Annotated in this window: 19 protein-coding genes; 14 read left to right on the top strand and 5 right to left on the bottom strand. The window is 69.3% G+C overall.

Annotated features, from left to right (window positions below):
* Nucleotides 1–4: 4 nt before the first annotated feature.
* The 9 genes from HQ308_RS07430 to HQ308_RS07390 all read left to right on the top strand — a co-directional run bounded on the left by HQ308_RS07430 (nt 5) and on the right by HQ308_RS07390 (nt 7353).
* Nucleotides 5–802, top strand: coding sequence for a TIGR00730 family Rossman fold protein (locus tag HQ308_RS07430; protein ID WP_027503866.1), 798 nt, complete (start codon nt 5–7; stop codon nt 800–802).
* The gene (locus tag HQ308_RS07425; RefSeq protein ID WP_222627391.1) at nt 799–1377 is read left to right on the top strand and encodes a TIGR00730 family Rossman fold protein; all 579 of its coding nucleotides are present in this window, start codon (nt 799–801) and stop codon (nt 1375–1377) included. The genes HQ308_RS07430 and HQ308_RS07425 overlap by 4 nt, the downstream gene beginning before the upstream one ends.
* 57 nt (nt 1378–1434) lie before the next feature.
* Nucleotides 1435–3207, top strand: a complete 1773-nt coding sequence (locus HQ308_RS07420) for a long-chain-acyl-CoA synthetase (protein WP_027503865.1) — start codon at nt 1435–1437, stop codon at nt 3205–3207.
* Nucleotides 3208–3313: 106 nt separating this feature from the next.
* Nucleotides 3314–4126, top strand: a complete 813-nt coding sequence (folP, locus tag HQ308_RS07415; RefSeq protein ID WP_222646202.1) for a dihydropteroate synthase — start codon at nt 3314–3316, stop codon at nt 4124–4126.
* Between the two features lie 11 nt (nt 4127–4137).
* Nucleotides 4138–5085 (top strand): glucosyl-3-phosphoglycerate synthase, encoded by a 948-nt coding sequence (locus HQ308_RS07410; protein WP_222646201.1) that lies wholly within the window; start codon nt 4138–4140, stop codon nt 5083–5085.
* An 85-nt stretch (nt 5086–5170) separates the two neighbouring features.
* Complete coding sequence (locus HQ308_RS07405) at nt 5171–5494, top strand: DivIVA domain-containing protein (RefSeq protein WP_222638160.1); 324 nt, start codon at nt 5171–5173, stop codon at nt 5492–5494.
* Between the two features lie 13 nt (nt 5495–5507).
* The gene (locus HQ308_RS07400) at nt 5508–6071 is read left to right on the top strand and encodes a DNA-3-methyladenine glycosylase I (RefSeq protein ID WP_027503863.1); all 564 of its coding nucleotides are present in this window, start codon (nt 5508–5510) and stop codon (nt 6069–6071) included.
* Between the two features lie 157 nt (nt 6072–6228).
* A complete protein-coding gene (locus tag HQ308_RS07395) occupies nt 6229–6396 on the top strand; it encodes a DUF3117 domain-containing protein (protein WP_003406247.1) in 168 nt (55 codons plus the stop codon).
* A 108-nt stretch (nt 6397–6504) separates the two neighbouring features.
* Entirely contained in the window at nt 6505–7353 is an 849-nt protein-coding gene (locus HQ308_RS07390; protein WP_222638159.1) for a methyltransferase domain-containing protein, read from the top strand.
* Here the strand turns inward: HQ308_RS07390 and glgA are convergent.
* Nucleotides 7332–8498 carry a glycogen synthase gene (gene glgA / locus HQ308_RS07385; protein WP_056442603.1) on the bottom strand — a complete coding sequence of 389 codons (1167 nt, stop codon included), beginning with the start codon at nt 8496–8498 and terminating at the stop codon, nt 7332–7334. The two genes, HQ308_RS07390 and glgA, sit on opposite strands and share 22 nt — an antisense overlap.
* A gap of 77 nt (nt 8499–8575) precedes the next feature.
* On the opposite strand from glgA, the gene glgC reads away from it, so the two are divergent.
* Nucleotides 8576–9790 (top strand): glucose-1-phosphate adenylyltransferase, encoded by a 1215-nt coding sequence (glgC, locus tag HQ308_RS07380; protein WP_027503860.1) that lies wholly within the window; start codon nt 8576–8578, stop codon nt 9788–9790.
* 1 nt (nt 9791) lies between these two features.
* On the opposite strand, the gene HQ308_RS07375 is transcribed toward glgC, so the two are convergent.
* Complete coding sequence (locus tag HQ308_RS07375; protein WP_027503859.1) at nt 9792–10409, bottom strand: O-methyltransferase; 618 nt, start codon at nt 10407–10409, stop codon at nt 9792–9794.
* Between the two features lie 239 nt (nt 10410–10648).
* Here HQ308_RS07375 and sigE point away from each other — a divergent pair, with 239 nt between their 5' ends.
* The 4 genes from sigE (at nt 10649) to tatB (ending at nt 13708) form a co-directional block, all read left to right on the top strand.
* Nucleotides 10649–11311, top strand: a complete 663-nt coding sequence (sigE, locus tag HQ308_RS07370) for an RNA polymerase sigma factor SigE (RefSeq protein ID WP_204866810.1) — start codon at nt 10649–10651, stop codon at nt 11309–11311.
* A 117-nt stretch (nt 11312–11428) separates the two neighbouring features.
* Nucleotides 11429–11773 (top strand): hypothetical protein, encoded by a 345-nt coding sequence (locus tag HQ308_RS07365; protein ID WP_056442598.1) that lies wholly within the window; start codon nt 11429–11431, stop codon nt 11771–11773.
* A gap of 9 nt (nt 11774–11782) precedes the next feature.
* On the top strand, nt 11783–13279 hold the full coding sequence (locus tag HQ308_RS07360; RefSeq protein WP_222646050.1) for a trypsin-like peptidase domain-containing protein: 1497 nt from the start codon (nt 11783–11785) through the stop codon (nt 13277–13279).
* Nucleotides 13280–13288: 9 nt separating this feature from the next.
* Nucleotides 13289–13708: a Sec-independent protein translocase protein TatB gene (tatB, locus tag HQ308_RS07355; protein WP_222646049.1), complete on the top strand. Its 420-nt coding sequence runs from the start codon at nt 13289–13291 to the stop codon at nt 13706–13708.
* Between the two features lie 13 nt (nt 13709–13721).
* Here the strand turns inward: tatB and HQ308_RS07350 are convergent, their stop codons facing one another.
* The 3 genes from HQ308_RS07350 to HQ308_RS07340 form a co-directional block, all read right to left on the bottom strand.
* The gene (locus HQ308_RS07350) at nt 13722–14858 is read right to left on the bottom strand and encodes an Mrp/NBP35 family ATP-binding protein (RefSeq protein ID WP_027503855.1); all 1137 of its coding nucleotides are present in this window, start codon (nt 14856–14858) and stop codon (nt 13722–13724) included.
* A gap of 24 nt (nt 14859–14882) precedes the next feature.
* Nucleotides 14883–15731 (bottom strand): lytic transglycosylase domain-containing protein, encoded by an 849-nt coding sequence (locus tag HQ308_RS07345; RefSeq protein WP_027503854.1) that lies wholly within the window; start codon nt 15729–15731, stop codon nt 14883–14885.
* A gap of 150 nt (nt 15732–15881) precedes the next feature.
* Nucleotides 15882–17003, bottom strand: coding sequence for a lytic transglycosylase domain-containing protein (locus HQ308_RS07340; RefSeq protein WP_222646048.1), 1122 nt, complete (start codon nt 17001–17003; stop codon nt 15882–15884).
* Nucleotides 17004–17012 lie beyond the last annotated feature (9 nt).

Below are 17012 nucleotides of genomic sequence, written 5' to 3'. Positions count from 1 at the left end.
CCTCATGGGAGCGCACGAGAGCCGGGAGAACGCCGGCGAGAGGTCCACGAACTACCGCGGGCCCGTCATGGACCGACGGGAGTTCGGTGGGTCCACCACCGATCAGCGGCTCCTCGACTCGCGGGGCTCCGCCGACTGGCTGCACACCGATCCGTGGCGTGTGCTGCGGATCCAGAGCGAGTTCGTCGAGGGCTTCGGCGCACTGGCGGAACTGCCTCGGGCCGTCACGGTGTTCGGGTCGGCACGGACGTCGCGCGAGTCCGCGGAGTACGCGCTCGGCGTCGAACTGGGCACCGCGTTGGCCGGCGCCGGCTACGCCGTGGTGACGGGCGGGGGACCGGGCGCGATGGAGGCCGCCAACAAGGGGGCCTGCGAATCGGGCGGGTTCTCGGTCGGCCTCGGTATCGAGCTGCCCTTCGAGCAGTCGCTCAACGAGTGGGTGGACCTCGGCGTCAACTTCCGCTACTTCTTCGTCCGCAAGACGATGTTCGTCAAGTACTCGCAGGCCTTCGTCTGCATGCCGGGCGGATTCGGCACGCTCGACGAGTTGTTCGAGGCACTCACGCTGGTGCAGACCCGCAAGGTCACCCGGTTCCCCATCATCCTGTTCGGCACGCAGTTCTGGGGCGGGCTGCTCGACTGGATCCGCACCACGCTGGTGGCCGCCGGCACGGTGTCCGAGGCGGATCTCGAGCTGATCCGCTGCACGGACAGTGTCGCGGAGGTGGTCCGCTGGGTCGACGAGAGCCGGGCGGCCGAGATCGCGGCGACCGAGTCGCGGGCGAGCGAGACCGAGCAGTGACCGGGTCGATCGCGGTCTGTGTCTACTGCGCGTCCGGCCCGGTGGAGCAGCATCACCTCGATCTGGCCGCCGCCGTGGGCACCGAGATCGGACGTCGCGGCGGCACGTTGGTGTCCGGGGGCGGCAACGTCTCCATGATGGGCGCCGTCGCCGCGGCCGCACGCGCCGCGGGGGCATTCACGGTGGGAGTCATCCCGCAGGCCCTGGTGCACCGCGAGGTGGCGGACATCGATGCCGACGATCTGGTGGTCACCGAGACGATGCGCGAGCGCAAACGCATCATGGACGACCGGGCGGACGCGTTCATCACGCTCCCGGGCGGTATCGGCACGCTCGAGGAACTGTTCGAGACCTGGACCGCCGGATATCTGGGAATGCACGACAAACCGGTCGTAGTCTTGGATCCCGTGAACCACTTCACACCGCTGTTCGACTGGATGCGCTCGCTCGTCGGGACGGGATTCGTCTCCGAGCGCTCGCTCGATCGCCTGGTCGTCACGGCGGACGTGGACACGGCTCTGACGGCGTGTGGGCTCGTGCAGGGCACGCGCACCGTGAACATTACCAATCAGTAAGGTAAGCGTCGTCACAGCCGGAGACGCAGCCGGCTCGCCAGGGGAGGGAACCACAGCATGGGTGCCGAGGCTCGTCACAAGGTCGGATTGCTCGACATCGCCGCCACACTTCCGAAGATGACGGCGGCGCTGCCCAGTGTCCTCCGGGGTGTGCCCGGGTTCCTGCGCAAGCCCGACGACAAGGAGTCGATCGGCCACATCTTCCAGCGCGTCGCGGCGAAGACGCCGGACCACCCGTTCGTACGTTTCGAGGGAGACACCCTCACGTACGGCCAGGCCAACGATCTGGTGAACCGGTACGCGAGCGTGCTCACGGACCGCGGCGTCCGGCGCGGTGACGTCGTCGGTGTGCTGGCCAAGAACTCGATGCGCACGCTGCTGGTGGCCCTGGCCACCGTCAAGCTCGGCGCCACGGCCGGAATGCTGAACTTCAATCAGCGCGGCGACGTGCTCGAGCACAGTCTCGGCATCCTCGACGCGCGCGTCCTCGTCGTGGACGGCGACTGCGTCGAGGCCCTCGAGTCCCTCGACGAGGCGCTCCCGGAGAAGGTCATCCTGCACGCGGACGAGCTGGACGAGAAGGCGGCGTCGGCGAGCGCGGAGAACCCTGCCACCACGGCCGAGGTCCAGGCCAAGGAGAAGGCGTTCTACATCTTCACCTCCGGCACCACGGGCATGCCCAAGGCCAGCCTGATGAGCCACTTCCGCTGGATGAAGTCCATGTCCGGTCTCGGCAGCATGGGCGTGCGTCTGGACAAGAACGACGTCCTCTACTGCTGCCTCCCGCTCTATCACAACAACGCGCTGACGGTGTCCCTGTCGTCCGTGCTGGCGTCCGGCGCCACCATCGCCATCGGCAAGCAGTTCTCGGTGTCCAACTTCTGGAAGGACGTACGCGAGAACGAGGCCACCGCGTTCACCTACATCGGTGAGCTGTGCCGCTACCTGCTGACGCAGGACGAGACCCCGCAGGACTCCGACAACACGATCAAGCTGATCGTGGGCAACGGGCTGCGCCCGGAGATCTGGGAGGAGTTCACCACCCGCTTCGGCATCGAGCGCGTGGCGGAGTTCTACGGCGCCAGCGAGTGCAACATCGCGTTCATCAACGCCTTCAACATCGACCGCACCGCAGGCTTCTGCCCGTTGCCGTACGCCGTCGTCGAGTACGACGACGAGACGGGCAAGGCCAAGCGGGACGACAACGGTCGGCTGCGCAAGGTGGGGTCCGGCGGCGTGGGCCTGCTGCTGTCGAAGATCACCGACCGCGCGCCGTTCGACGGGTACTCCGACGAGGAGGCCACGAACAAGAAGCTCCTCAAGGACGGGTTCAAGGACGGCGACTGCTGGTTCGACACCGGAGACCTGGTGCGTCAGCAGGGCTTCCGGCACGTGGCGTTCGTCGACCGTCTCGGCGACACCTTCCGGTGGAAGGGCGAGAACGTCGCCACGACCCAGGTGGAGGGCGCGCTCAACTCGCACCCCGACGTCGATCAGGCCGTGGTCTTCGGTGTCGACGTTCCCGGTACCGACGGCAAGGCGGGCATGGCGGCGGTGACCCTGCGCCACGACAAGAGCTTCGACGGCGCGAGCTTTGCCGAGCACGCCTACAAGAACCTGCCCGGCTACGCCGTGCCGCTGTTCATCCGCGTCGTGGACTCGCTCGAGGCCACGTCCACGTTCAAGAGCAAGAAGGTCGAGCTCCGCAAGGTGGGCTACGGCGACGGCGACGGCGACCTGTTCGTCCTGAAGGGCAAGTCCGGCGGTTACGTCGAGAGCTACGACGAGTACGTCGACGAGGTCGGTGCCGGCAAGCTGCCCAAGGGCTGAGGTGGCCCCCGGGGACGGGCATCATGGTGGTGTGAGCGCACCCGAGACGTCCGTCCCCGCCGACACCCTGTGCGGTAGACCGGTCGTGACCGACCGTGCGCTGGTCATGGCCATCGTCAACCGCACCCCCGACAGCTTCTACGACCGCGGCGCGACGTTCGAGGACGACGCCGCGATGGACGCGGTCCGCCGTGCGGTGGACGAGGGTGCCGACCTCGTCGACATCGGCGGTGTGAAGGCCGGACCCGGCGCCACCGTCGACGCCGCCGAGGAGACCCGACGGGTCGTGCCGTTCGTCGCCGCCATTCGCGCCGCGTACCCGGATCTGGTGATCAGCGTGGACACCTGGCGGGCCGAGGTCGCTCGGCTCGCGTGCGCCGAGGGCGCCGATCTGATCAACGACACGTGGGCCGGCACGGATCCCGAGCTCGTGCACGTCGCCGCCGAGGTCGGTGCCGGCATCGTCTGTTCGCACACCGGCGGAGCCGTTCCCCGGACCCGGCCGCACCGCGTTCGCTACCCCGACGTGGTCGCCGACGTGCTCTCCGAGGTGACTCGATCGGCCGAGAACGCTCTGGCCGCGGGCGTGCGAGCGGACGGGATCATCATCGATCCGACCCACGATTTCGGCAAGAACACCTATCACGGGCTCGAACTGTTGCGTCGGATCGACAGTCTTGTAAACACCGGATGGCCTGTCCTGATGGCACTGAGCAACAAGGATTTCATCGGGGAGACTCTGGGTGTAGGACTTGCCGAACGGTTGGAGGGAACATTGGCCGCGACAGCTTTGACGGCATCACAGGGTGCTCGGATGTTCCGGGTGCACGAGGTGGCAGCGACGAGACGGGTGGTCGACATGGTGGCAGCGATAGCAGGCACCAGGGCTCCCGCCCGGACGGTACGGGGTCTGGCATGACACTCGCAGGCATGCTCACCCCCGCGACCGACTGGGATCGCGAGAACAGCTGGGAATCACCCTCCTGGACCCTCGAGGAGCTCGAGGCGGCGAAGGGTGACCGGACCGTCTCGGTCGTGCTTCCCGCACTGAACGAGGAGGAGACCGTCGCCGGTGTCCTCGACACCATCTCGCCGCTCCTCGGGCGACTGATCGACGAGTTGGTGGTGCTGGACTCCGGGTCGACCGACCGGACCGCCGTGCGTGCGACGGCCGCCGGTGCCACCGTCGTCTCCCGGGAGGAGGCGGTTCCCGAACTCGCCCCCGCTCCCGGCAAGGGGGAGGTGTTGTGGCGCGCGATCGCGGCCACGACGGGCGACATCATCGCGTTCGTGGACTCCGACCTGATCGATCCCGACCCGCAGTTCGTGCCCAAGCTCCTCGGGCCGTTGCTCATGGGGGACGGCATTCATCTGGTCAAGGGCTACTACCGCCGGCCGCTGAGCGGGTCGACCGAAGCACACGGTGGTGGGCGCGTGACCGAACTGGTGGCCAGACCGCTGTTGGCCGCGCTGCGTCCCGAGCTCGGAAGGGTCATCCAGCCGCTGGGCGGGGAGTACGCGGGCACCCGCGAACTGCTGTCCTCGGTGCCCTTCGCGCCCGGGTACGGCGTGGAGATCGGTCTGCTGATGGACACGTACGACCGGTTGGGCATGGACGCGATCGGGCAGGTGAACCTCGGAGTCCGGCGCCACCGCAACCGGCCGCTCGTGGAGCTGGGGGCCATGAGCCGTCAGATCGTCGGAACCATGCTGGCGCGCGCCGGCATCGCCGACTCGGGAGCCGGTCTCACGCAGTTCGTCCTCGACGGGGAGACCTTCGTGCCCTCGATCACCGACGTCTCGCTGGCCGACCGGCCGCCCATGCGCACGGTGCGGCCGTGGGCGGGCAAGTCGGGAGTCGAGAAGTCGGGGGGCTGAGAAGTCGGGGGGCTGAGAAGTCCAGGCCGGCAGAGGCGCACCACCGCCGCGGATCCTGTCGCCTCGTCGTGACAGGATTCGCGTCATGGTGACGATCCTGCTGTACGTCGTCGTGATCGCGGTCGTGGCCGCGGCCCTGTTCCTCCTCGCGTCCGTCGTCTTCGGCCGTGGGGAGGAGATGGAACCGTTGCCGGAGGGGACCACGGCCACCGCGCTGCCCGCTCGTGGCATCTCCGGGCGTGACGTGCGCGCGCTGCGCTTCTCCCTCACGCTGCGCGGGTACGACGCCCGCGAGGTCGACTGGGCCCTCGATCGACTCGCGGTCGAGATCGACAGCTTGCGGCTACGCCTGCGCGAGGCCGAGCCGTCGGAAGCCGTCGTGGAGGACGCGCCCGGTGACGACGTCTGAGTCCGGTCTCCGGATCGGTTCGGACGGACGGGCCCGCTGCCTCTGGGCCGGTGACCCGACGACCGATCCGCTGTACGCCCGGTACCACGACGAGGAATGGGGCGTCATCGTCCACGGCCGCGACGCGCTCTACGAGCGGATCACCCTCGAGGCGTTCCAGTCGGGGCTCTCGTGGATCACGATTCTGCGCAAGCGGGACGCCTTTCGAGCGGCGTTCGCGCACTTCGATCCGACCGTCGTCGCACGGTGGGGAGACGACGACGTCGAACGCCTCATGGGTGACGCGGGAATCGTCCGCAACCGCGCGAAAATCGTTGCAGCGGTGCGCAATGCGCGGGCCATCGTCGATCAGGACCTCGATCTCGACGCGCTCCTGTGGTCGTTCGCACCGCCGCGCCGCGGTCGCCCCACGAGCCTGCAGGACGTTCCCGCGGTGACACCCGAGTCCACCGCTCTCGCGCGCACTCTCAAGAAGTCCGGCTTCGCGTTCGTCGGTCCCACCACGGCGTACGCGCTGATGCAGGCGACCGGAATGGTCGACGATCACCTCGCCGGATGCTGGGTTCCCGCGCGCTAGTACACACCCGTGTCCCGCTCGTTCGAGGGTGTCCGTTGCCCACGGATCCGGAGGATAGGGAACAATAAGTGCACGAGCCTCGTCGGACCCCGGCGAGGCGCGACCGAATTGATGCAGCGCGCGATGCAGGGCAGCGCAGATCTGGAGGGAGCAGAGAATGGCGGCCATGAAGCCCCGGACCGGGGACGGTCCGCTCGAGGCGACCAAAGAGGGACGAGGAATCGTCATGAGGGTTCCACTCGAAGGCGGAGGACGCTTGGTCGTCGAACTGACTCCCGACGAGGCAGCCGCTCTGGGCGACGAGCTCAAGGGCGTCACCAGCTGACACCACTCCTGTCATCACCGTGAGAACAGCCCCACCGGCCGACCCTGACCGGTGGGGCTGTTCTCGTCCCGACCGAACGAGCGACCCACCACGACGAGCGGAGGAACCGTGAACGACGATGCGGTGGCCCTGCTCGCGTGCCCACACTGCGGGTCGGACCTCGAGGCCGACGATCCGGACTCGGGAGCTGCCGCGCTGCTGTGCGACCGCGGGCACACGTTCGACGTCGCGCGCCAGGGATACGTCAGCCTGCTCTCCGGGTCCGGCGGCAAGATCGTCGGCGACTCCACCGAGATGGTCGCTGCGCGCGCCGAGTTCCTCGACCGCGGGCACTACGACCCGCTGATGGACGCCGTGGCCGACGCCGTGGGGGACCGGCGCCGCGTGCTCGACGTCGGAGTGGGCACCGGGCACTACCTCGCCCGCGTGCTGGACGCGGGCGTCCCCGATGCCGTCGGCGTCGGTCTCGACGTGTCCAAGGCGGCTGCGCGCCGCGCCGCACGATCGCACCCTCGGGCCTCCGCGGTGGTCGCCGACGTCTGGCAGAGCATCCCGGTCCGCTCCGGCGTGATCGACGCGGCCCTGTCGGTGTTCTCGCCGCGCAACGCCGAGGAACTCGCGCGCGTGCTCGCACCGGCCGGGGTGCTGGTGGTGCTCACCCCCACCGAGCGCCATCTCGTCGAGTTGGTCGACGATCTGGGTCTCGTCCGGGTGGACGAGAACAAGACGCAGAGGTTGGGCGACACGCTCGGCGGCCGGTTCGAGCGGGTGCGCCGGGTCCCGATCACCTACTCGACCACGCTCACGCGGGACGAGATCGTCGACGTCGTGAGCATGGGGCCGTCGGCGCGCCACATCCCGGCGGCGGATCTGCGCGCGCGGGTCGACGAGATGCCGCCCGCGCGCGAGGTCACCGTGTCGGTGACCCTCGGTGTCTACGCGCGGGCCGCGGCGTAGACCTCCATCGTCTGCTGCGCGATCGACTCCCAGGAGAACTCGGCGACGGCGCGCTCGCGACCGGCGACACCCTGCCGCGCTGCTCGACTCTCGTCGGCGACGAGGTCGTTGACCGCGGCGGCCAGGTCCGCCTCGAACGTGGCGGTGTCCGCGGCGTCGTAGTGCACGAGAGCCCCGGTACGGCCGTCGGCCACGACCTCGGGGATGCCGCCCACGTCGGACGCGACGACGGCCGTCTCGCAGGCCATCGCCTCCAGGTTGACGATGCCGAGGGGCTCGTACACCGACGGGCACACGAACACGGCGGCCGCCGAGAGGATCTGGCGGATCTGCTCGGTCGGCAGCATCTCGCGGACCCAGAACACGTTGCCGCGGCTCTCGGACAGGGCGGTGACGGCGCGCTCGGTCTCGACCGCGATCTCCGGGGTGTCGGGCGCACCCGCGCACAGCACCAGCTGAATGGACGGATCGAACGAGTGGGCCGCGGCGATGAGGTGCCCCACGCCCTTCTGCCGGGTGATGCGGCCGACGAACGCGACGATGGGGGCGTCGGTGCGCACGCCGATCGCCTCGAGCGCGGACGGCGCGCCGTCCGCGGGGCCGCCGGCGTGCCACACCTCGGTGTCGATGCCGTTGCGCACCACGTGAACTCGGTCCGGATCGATGCGTGGGTAGCAGTCCAGCACGTCGGCCTTCATGCCGTCGCTGACCGCGACGACGGCGTCGGCGTACTCCATGGCGTTGCGCTCGGACCACGACGAGATGCGGTAGCCGCCGCCCAGCTGCTCGGCCTTCCAGGGGCGGCGCGGTTCCAGCGAGTGCGCGGTGAGCACGTGCGGAATCCCGTACAGCTCGGCCGCGAGGTGGCCGGCGAGGCCGGTGTACCAGGTGTGCGAGTGCACCACGTCGGCGCCGCCGGCGGCGTTCGCCATCCGCAGTCCCGTGGAGAGCGTGGTCAAGGCCGGGTTCGCGTCGACCAGGGCCGGGTCCGGCGAGTGCACGACGGCGGTCTCGCGCGGCGCGCCGATGCAGTGCACGTCGACCTCGCACAGTGCGCGGAGACGGTCGACCAGCTGCGTCACGTGAACGCCCGCGCCGCCGTAGATCTCGGGGGGATATTCCTTCGTCATCATCGCCACTCGCATGAGAGGAACGTAACGCGTCGGTGTGCATTCGGCCTATACGTAGCGATTGCTCGTCACAACCGGATAGGTTGGCTGTTGTGAGGACCCAGCCGCATGTACTCGGAATCGTGCTCGCCGGAGGTGAGGGCAAACGCCTGTATCCGATGACAGCCGATCGCGCGAAGCCCGCGGTCCCGTTCGGTGGTGCGTACCGCCTGATCGACTTCGTGCTGAGCAATCTCGTCAACGCCGGCTATCTGCGGTTGTGCGTTCTGACCCAGTACAAGTCGCACTCGCTCGACCGGCACATCTCCCAGACCTGGCGGCTGTCGGGTTTCGCGGGTGAGTACATCACCCCCGTGCCCGCGCAGCAGCGGCTCGGGCCCCGCTGGTACACCGGCAGTGCCGACGCCATCTTCCAGTCCATGAACCTCGTGTACGACGAGGATCCCGAGTACATCGTCGTGTTCGGAGCGGACCACGTGTACCGCATGGACCCCGAGCAGATGGTGCAGCAGCACATCGATTCCGGTGCCGGTGTCACGGTGGCCGGCATCCGCGTACCGCGCGCCGAGGCAACGGCATTCGGCTGCATCGACAGCGACGCCTCGGGCAACATCACCGAGTTCCTCGAGAAGCCGTCGGACCCGCCCGGAACGCCGGACGACCCCACCATGACGTTCGCGTCGATGGGCAACTACGTCTTCACCACCAAGGTGCTCGTCGATGCCATCCGTGCCGACGCCGAGGACTCGGATTCCGATCACGACATGGGCGGCAACATCATTCCCGCGCTCGTCGCGGCCGGGAAGGCATCGGTCTACGACTTCAAGGACAACGTCGTCCCGGGTGCGACCGAGCGGGACAAGGGCTACTGGCGCGACGTCGGCACCCTGGACGCGTTCTACGACGCGCACATGGACCTGGTGTCGGTCCACCCGATCTTCAACCTCTACAACAAGCGGTGGCCGATCCGCGGCGCCGCGGACAACCTGCCGCCCGCCAAGTTCGTGCAGGGCGGTCTGGCTCAGGAGTCGATCGTCGGAGCGGGATCGATCCTGTCCGGCGCGACGGTGCGCAACTCGGTGCTGAGCTCGTCGGTGATCATCGACGCGGGCGCCACCGTGGAGGGCAGCGTCATCATGCCCGGAGTGCGCATCGGTCGTAATGCGGTCGTCCGCAACGCCATCCTGGACAAGAACGTGGTGGTGAACGACGGCGAGATCATCGGCGTCGACCGCGAGCGGGACAGCGAGCGGTTCAACGTGAGCGCCAACGGCGTGGTCGCCGTCGGCAAGGGTGTCTGGATCTAGGTCACTCCGGCACGCGCGAGGCGCACAGCAGGCCGTCGCCGAGGGGAAGGACGACCGCTGTCAGGCTGTCGTTCTCCGCGATGGCGCGGGCGGCCGCGCGGACGGCGACGGTGGCCTCGTCGCGTGACGAGGCGTCCGCGACGCGTCCACCCAGCAACGCGTTGTGCAGGATCAGGGCGCCACCGGGGCGGAGCATCCGCACGCCCTCCGTCACGAATCCGACGTGGTCCCGCGGCGTCGCGTCGACGAACACCAGGTCGTAGGACGCGTCGGCAAGGCGGGGGAGCACGTCGAGGGCGCGGCCGTTGATCAACCGGGTCCGCGATGCCCCGATGCCGCCGGAACGGAACGCCTCCTTGGCGGCGCGCTGATGCTCCGGTTCGGTGTCGATGGTGGTGAGGACCCCGTCGGGCCGCATCCCGTCCAGCAGCCACAGCCCGCTGACACCGGCGCCGGTTCCGACCTCCACCACCGTGCGCGCTCCGGACAACTGCGCGACCATGCTGAGCACGGCACCGACGGACGCCGGTATCGGCGCGGCGCCCAGATCCACGGCGCGCTCGCGCGCGGCCTGCAGGATCTCGTCCTCCACGACGGAGGCTTCGGCGTAGTGCAGCATCTTGGCGGCGTCGGCAGTCACGAAGGGACCCTAACCCGCCCACGAACTCCTCGCGTCCAGACTCTCAGCCCACACTCAGCCTTCTCACACGGGTCGCACACCTGCCCGCGACATAGTTTCCTTACGCGGGTTCGTCGGATCGTCCTCACGCTTCGGTCGCGCCGAACACGGGTAACACCACATCGCACGTCGACACCACGCCGCGATGATCGCCCGAGTAGGAGGATTGAACGATCCACATGATCACCAGCCCGCGCGAACACGCTGCCCTCACGTCCCCGACCTCCCGCCCCGCCGCCGAGTCCGAACAGACCGTCGACGGTCCCGAGGAGCTGTCCGGCACCGCAGTGTTCGACGCGACCGGAGACGCGACGTCGATGCCGTCCTGGGACGAACTCGTCCGCGAGCACGGTGACCGCGTCTACCGCCTCGCCTACCGGCTGTCCGGCAACGCGCAGGATGCCGAGGACCTCACGCAGGACACCTTCATCCGCGTGTTCCGCTCGCTGCAGAACTACCAGCCCGGCACCTTCGAGGGCTGGTTGCACCGCATCACGACGAACCTGTTCCTGGACATGGTGCGTCGCCGCAACCGCATCCGCATGGAGGCGCTGCCGGAGGATTACGACCGGGTGCCGTCCGACACCCCCGATCCCGAGCAGATCTACCACGACGCCCGGCTCGACCCGGATCTGCAGGCGGCGCTCGACTCGCTCGCTCCCGAATTCCGTGCAGCCATCGTGCTGTGCGACATCGAGGGTCTGTCCTACGAGGAGATCGGCGCGACCCTGGGGGTCAAGCTCGGCACCGTCCGTAGCCGTATCCACCGTGGCCGCCAGGCGCTGCGCGACCACCTCGCCGCCAGTCGGCGTACCCGCGAGTCGCTGACCTCGGCCGAGTAGCCGCCGACGCGAGTACCGTTCTGTGGGGAACGAATGCGGGCCGGGAACTTCCGGCCGGTGCCGTGCGTTTCACCCCGGGACGATCCGCACATCGGCACGGCATGAAGTGGAGGCAGCATGACTCGGTTTCGTGATCCTCGGCAGTTCAGCCCCACCGACCACCTCGCCAGTGAGGCGGTGGCCGCCTACGTCGACGGCGAACTGCGCATGAACGCCTATCTGCGCGCCGCGCGGCACGTGTCGGAATGCGCTTCCTGTGCCGACGAGGTCCAGGCGCAGCAGCAGGCCCGTGTCGCCCTCCAGGGCTCGCCGGAGATGTCCATGCCGTCCTCACTCCTGGGTCTCCTGCACCAGATCCCGCACTGCACGTCTCCCGAGCCCGGCCGATCCGAACCCGGCATCGGCTCCGGCCTGCGTCATGGCCTGGGGTCGGTCGTCGGGTCACGTTTCCGGCGCCGGTAGCGTGCAGAGGTGACTCCAGCCGACGAGTACCGACCGGACCCCACGGCTTCTTCGGCGGACGGGGGAGCACCCGACGACGATGCGCCGCGGCTTCCTCCGCGTCCGCTCTACCGGCCCACCATCGACGCGCACGTGGTGCGGGCGTTCGGTCGCCCCCACGGCATCCGCGATTCCTTCGGTGACGCGCAGACCCGGCGATGGGACAGTTCGTCGATCCGCGTCGCGGCGCCCGATCCCGTCCTCACCGAGGCCTTCGGTCGGCCGCCCGGTGTCGCCGAATCCCTGGTGCGCGAGCCCGAGGCGCCCGAGGTCGAGCAGGAACCCGAACCTCAGAACCCGTGGCGCGTGCCCTCGTCGGCTGTCACGACGGTCTCGCCCGCGCTCGACGAACCGGAACCCGCGCCGCTGACGCCCGGCACGAGACTGGGTGCGCGGGAAGTACTGTTCGGCCGCCGCGTCTCCGCCGGCGCTCTCGCCTCGCTCGCGGGTGTCGCACTGGTCATCGGCCTGCTCGGCGGCGTCGTCGGCAGTGTCGCGGCCGATCTGGGCGGCTCGCTGACCAGCTCGCGCGTGACCCTGGAACAAGGCGGCAGCGAACTCCCGCAGGGCCAGGTGGCCAGGGTCGCCGAGGCCGTCCTGCCGTCCGTGGTGTCGGTCCAGGAGACGTTCGGCGGCAACGCCGGCACCGGCTCGGGAGTCGTCATCGACGGAGCCGGTTACATCGTCACCAACAACCACGTCATCTCGATGGCCGCGACCAACCCGGGCGCGACGCTCAACGTGACGTTCTCCGACGGCACCAAGGTGCCCGCGCAGATCGTCGGCCGTGACACCAAGACCGATCTGGCCGTTCTGAAGACGGACGTCGCGGACCTCAGCGTCGCCCGACTGGGCCGCTCGTCGGACGTGGCGGTCGGCGACGACGTCGTCGCCGTCGGATCTCCACTGGGACTGAGCAAGACGGTCACCCGCGGCATCGTCAGTGCGCTCGATCGTCCCGTGCGACTGTCCGGGGAGGGCACGGACACCGACGCCGTCATCGACGCGGTCCAGACCGACGCGGCGATCAACCCCGGTAACTCCGGCGGTCCCCTGATCGACGCCGAGGGTCGCGTCATCGGCATCAACTCCGCGATCCGCAGTGAGAGCGGGGGATCGGTGGGTTTGGGCTTCGCCATCCCCATCGACGACGTCACCGAGGTCGCGCAGTCCCTCATCCGGACCGGCGCGATGAATCATCCCGACATCGGCGTCAACGCGCGGTCCGTCGTCAACGACGCGCTCAGCGGTGCGCAGATCGCCAACGTCACCGCCGGTGGCCCCGCTCAGCAGGCGGGTATCGCGGAGGGCGACGTGATCGTCCGCGTCGGCGACCGCACCGTCTCCGGTGCCGACGAGCTGACGGTCGCCGTCCAGGAGCAGGAGATCGGTACGCCGGTGCAGGTGCAACTCGTCCGCTCGGGGCGGACCGTCGACGTGACGGTCACTCCGGTGTCGGATGCGTAAGGTGTAGACGTGTTCTCGAACATCGGCTGGGGCGAGATGATGGTTCTTCTCGTCGCCGCACTCGTCATCCTCGGTCCCGAGCGTCTGCCCGGGGCCATCACGTGGACCACCCGGTCGCTCCGGCAGGTCCGTGACTATGCCAGTGGGGCCAGCCAACAACTCAAGGACGAGCTGGGGACGGACTTCGACGATCTTCGCAAGCCCCTGGCCGACCTGAACCAACTCCGCGGCATGACCCCGCGCGCGGTCATCACCAAGCACCTGCTCGACGGCGACGACTCGATCTTCACCGGGAAGTTCGACGAGAAGCCGCAGTCCGGGACACAGTCGTCGACCCCGCAGTCCGGGACGCCGAACATGACGAAGTCCAGCGGGTCGGCGCCGTTGCCGACCGGGGACCGTCCCCCGGTCGACCCCGACGCGACCTAGGTCCTTCCGGCCGTCAGAGGTGCCGGGTGGTGTCGATACCCAGGCTCATGCCCGCGAGGCCGCGACTGCGGACCGACAGCTTCTCGGCCACCTCGATCATGGCCTTGGCCGCGGGCGACTCCGGATCGCTGAGCACGATCGGAACGCCCGAATCACCGCCCTCGCGCACCGCGGTGTCGAGCGGGATCTGGCCCAGCAGAGGGACCTTCGCGCCGACCGCGGTGGTGAGTCGCTCCGACACGGCCTGGCCGCCGCCGGAACCGAAGATGTCCATCCGCGATCCGTCGGGCAGCTCGAGCCACGACATGTTCTCCACCACCCCGACGACTCGCTGACGCGTCTGCAGGGCGATGGCTCCGGCACGTTCCGCGACCTCGGCTGCGGCCTGCTGCGGGGTGGTCACGACGAGGATCTCGGCGCCGGGGATGAGCTGGGCCACCGAGATGGCGACGTCGCCGGTGCCCGGCGGCAGGTCCAGCAGAAGAATGTCCAGGTCGCCCCAGAACACGTCGGCGAGGAACTGCTGCAGGGCGCGGTGCAGCATGGGACCGCGCCAGACGACGGGCGTGTTGCCCTGCGTGAACTGCGCGATTGAGATCATCTTCACGTCGTGCGCCACGGGCGGCATGATCATGCGCTCGACCTGTGTGGGGCGAGCGTCGGTACCGAGCATGCGGGGCACCGAGTGGCCGTAGATGTCGGCGTCGAGGACGCCCACCGACAGTCCCTTGGCGGCCATCGCGGCGGCCAGGTTGACGGTGACGGACGACTTGCCGACACCGCCCTTCCCCGACGCCACCGCGTACACGCGGGTGAGGGAGCCGGGCTGAGCGAACGGGATGACCGGCTCGGCGGAATCTCCCCGCAACGACTTGCGCAGTTCGGTGCGCTGCTCGTCGTTCATGACGTCGAGCTCGACGCGGATCTCACCGACACCGGCGACGTCGGCCACGGCCTTGCGTACCCGGTCGGAGATCTCCGTCTTCATCGGGCACCCGGCGGTGGTCAGATAGATGCCGACGTCCACGGATCCGTCGTTACCGAGCGCGACACTCTTGACCATGCCGAGTTCGGTGATGGGCTTGCGAATCTCGGGATCGTTCACGCGCGCGAGGGCGCTGCGAACGTCCGATTCGGTGGCTACGGGCATCTCTCCATGGTATGCGGTACCGCGTCAGTGAATTCGGGGCAGGTCCGCTTCGGAGGGGGCGATGCCGGTGGAGTAGGCGACCGACCACGCGACCACGTTGGCCACGTAGGCCATCGAGTTGTTGTAGCGCAGGATCGCCTGTGTGGCCTGGATCGGATCCGCCATGTTCAGGCCGCCGTCGCACAGGTACTTCCCGGTGGTGGCGGCGCTGTCGAACAGGTTCTGCGGGTCGGCCCTGCCGTCCCCGTTCCCGTCCGTGGCGTAGTGCTTCCACGTCGCCGGCAGGAACTGCATCGGCCCCACGGCGCGGTCGTACGTGGCGTTGCCGTCGAGCTCGCCGCCGTCGGTGTCCATGATCACGTTGTTGCCGGCGAGGCTGCCGTCCAGGACCGGCCCGAGGATCGGCTCGAACAGCGTTCCGTCGGCACCCGCCTTGCCGTCGTTCGCGTGGGTGGACTCGACCCGGCCGATACCGGCGAGGAGTGCCCAGTTCATCGAGCAGCCGGGGGTGGTCTGCGCCAGGAGGGTCTCGGCGCTCTTGTAGGCGGCGACGTTGATGCCCGGGACGCCGAGCGGGCCGGCCGCGAGGGACTCGGGCAGCGCGGGGGCGGGAGCGGGCTCCGGCGCGGGCGGTGCCACGGGCTCGGGCGCGGACTGCGTGGTGGGTGCGGGCGCGACGTCCACCGCCGGGGCCACGTCGGTGGGCTCGAGGGCGGACTCGCTGGCCGTGGTGTGCGTGCGGAGGAACGGGATGTCGGCGCTGGCGCCGTAGCCACTGGCCACGGTGATCGCTCCCGCGGGGATCAGACCGGTCAGCGCGATGACCGTGTTCCGTCGCAGAGTGGAAGACGATCGTTTGCGGTGCCGACCCACGGATACACAACCTCCTCGCCCCCGCGAGACTCGTGATCCGCGACGACTGTTCCCGCCCCGTTCCGGGGCGCTTCCGACCTTTGCTGTCGGAGCGAGGCTACCTGATCCGTTGCCGATCCGTTACCGGCCCGTGATGTGAGCCACGACAGGTCACGGTGTCGTGACGGACGTGTCCTGCTCAGGTGGGGCGGGTGGTGCCACTGGTGCAGGAGGGCACAGGAGACACGGGATCGTGGGGAGCTCGATGACCGGGAGCGGCGGCAGTCCGGGGATGCCGAACGCCGGCGGTGGTGTCACCGGAGTGAGCGAGGTGTCCGGCATCGCGGTGGTCGTGGCGGTGGTCGTCGGGGCCGCGGTCGTGGGATCCGTGACCTCGCCGCCCGCGGCGGCCGCCGCGGCGACGGCCAGCGCGTCCGCGGGGGAGGGCGCCGCCTCGCCGATCCGTCCGACGACAGGGGTGCCGCCGCCGGAGTACGCGGCGGACCAGGCCAGCACGTTGGCGGTGTACGCGGCGGAGTTGTTGTATCGCATGACGGCGGTGGTCGCCTGCGCCGGATTCGTCACGTCCAGGCCGCCCGAGCACAGGTACTTGCCCGCGGCGAGAGCCGCGTCGAAGACGTTGTTCGGATCGCTCCGACCGTCGCCGTTGCCGTCCGAGGCGTAGCCGGCCCAGGTGGCGGGGATGAACTGCATCGGCCCGACCGCACGGTCGTGCCCCGCGTCCCCGTCGAGCGCGCCGCCGTCGGTGTCGGTGATGACCGCGTCCGCGGCCGATCGACCGTCGAGCACCGGGCCCAGCACGGACGTGATCGTGGTGCCGGCGGCATCGGTGCGGCCGCCGCCCGCGTGGCCGGACTCGATGCGCCCGATGGCGGCGAGCAGGTGCCACGGCAGGTGACAGCCCGGTGTCGAGGTGGCGAGCTGGGCCTCGGCGGAGCGGTAGGCCTGCAGGACGAGTTCGGGAATGCCGAGTGCGCCGACGAGCACGGCGGACAGCGGCGCCGCAGCAGCGGCCGGGGCGCCCGCGGGCGCGGCGACGGCTGGTTTCGGGGACCGGAACGCGACCGGTTGCCGATCGGCGGGCTCGACCAGGCCGACAGCGCGCTCCCGTGGTGGGAGTGTGGGCGCCGCAACCGATTCGGCGGCCGCCATCGCGACGGAACCGTGCGCGGAACTCGGCGTCACCGAGCCGGCGGCCAGCGTGACCGCGCTGAGAAGAAGAATCGAGGCACTCAGTGCACCTCCGAGTCGAGAGTCTCGACCGACGCGCATACGACAAAC

Source organism: Rhodococcus sp. BP-241 (assembly GCF_019836145.1).
Lineage (GTDB): Bacteria > Actinomycetota > Actinomycetes > Mycobacteriales > Mycobacteriaceae > Rhodococcoides.
Note: the sequence above shows the minus strand (reverse complement) of the source record. Positions and strands in the feature narration are given on the sequence as shown.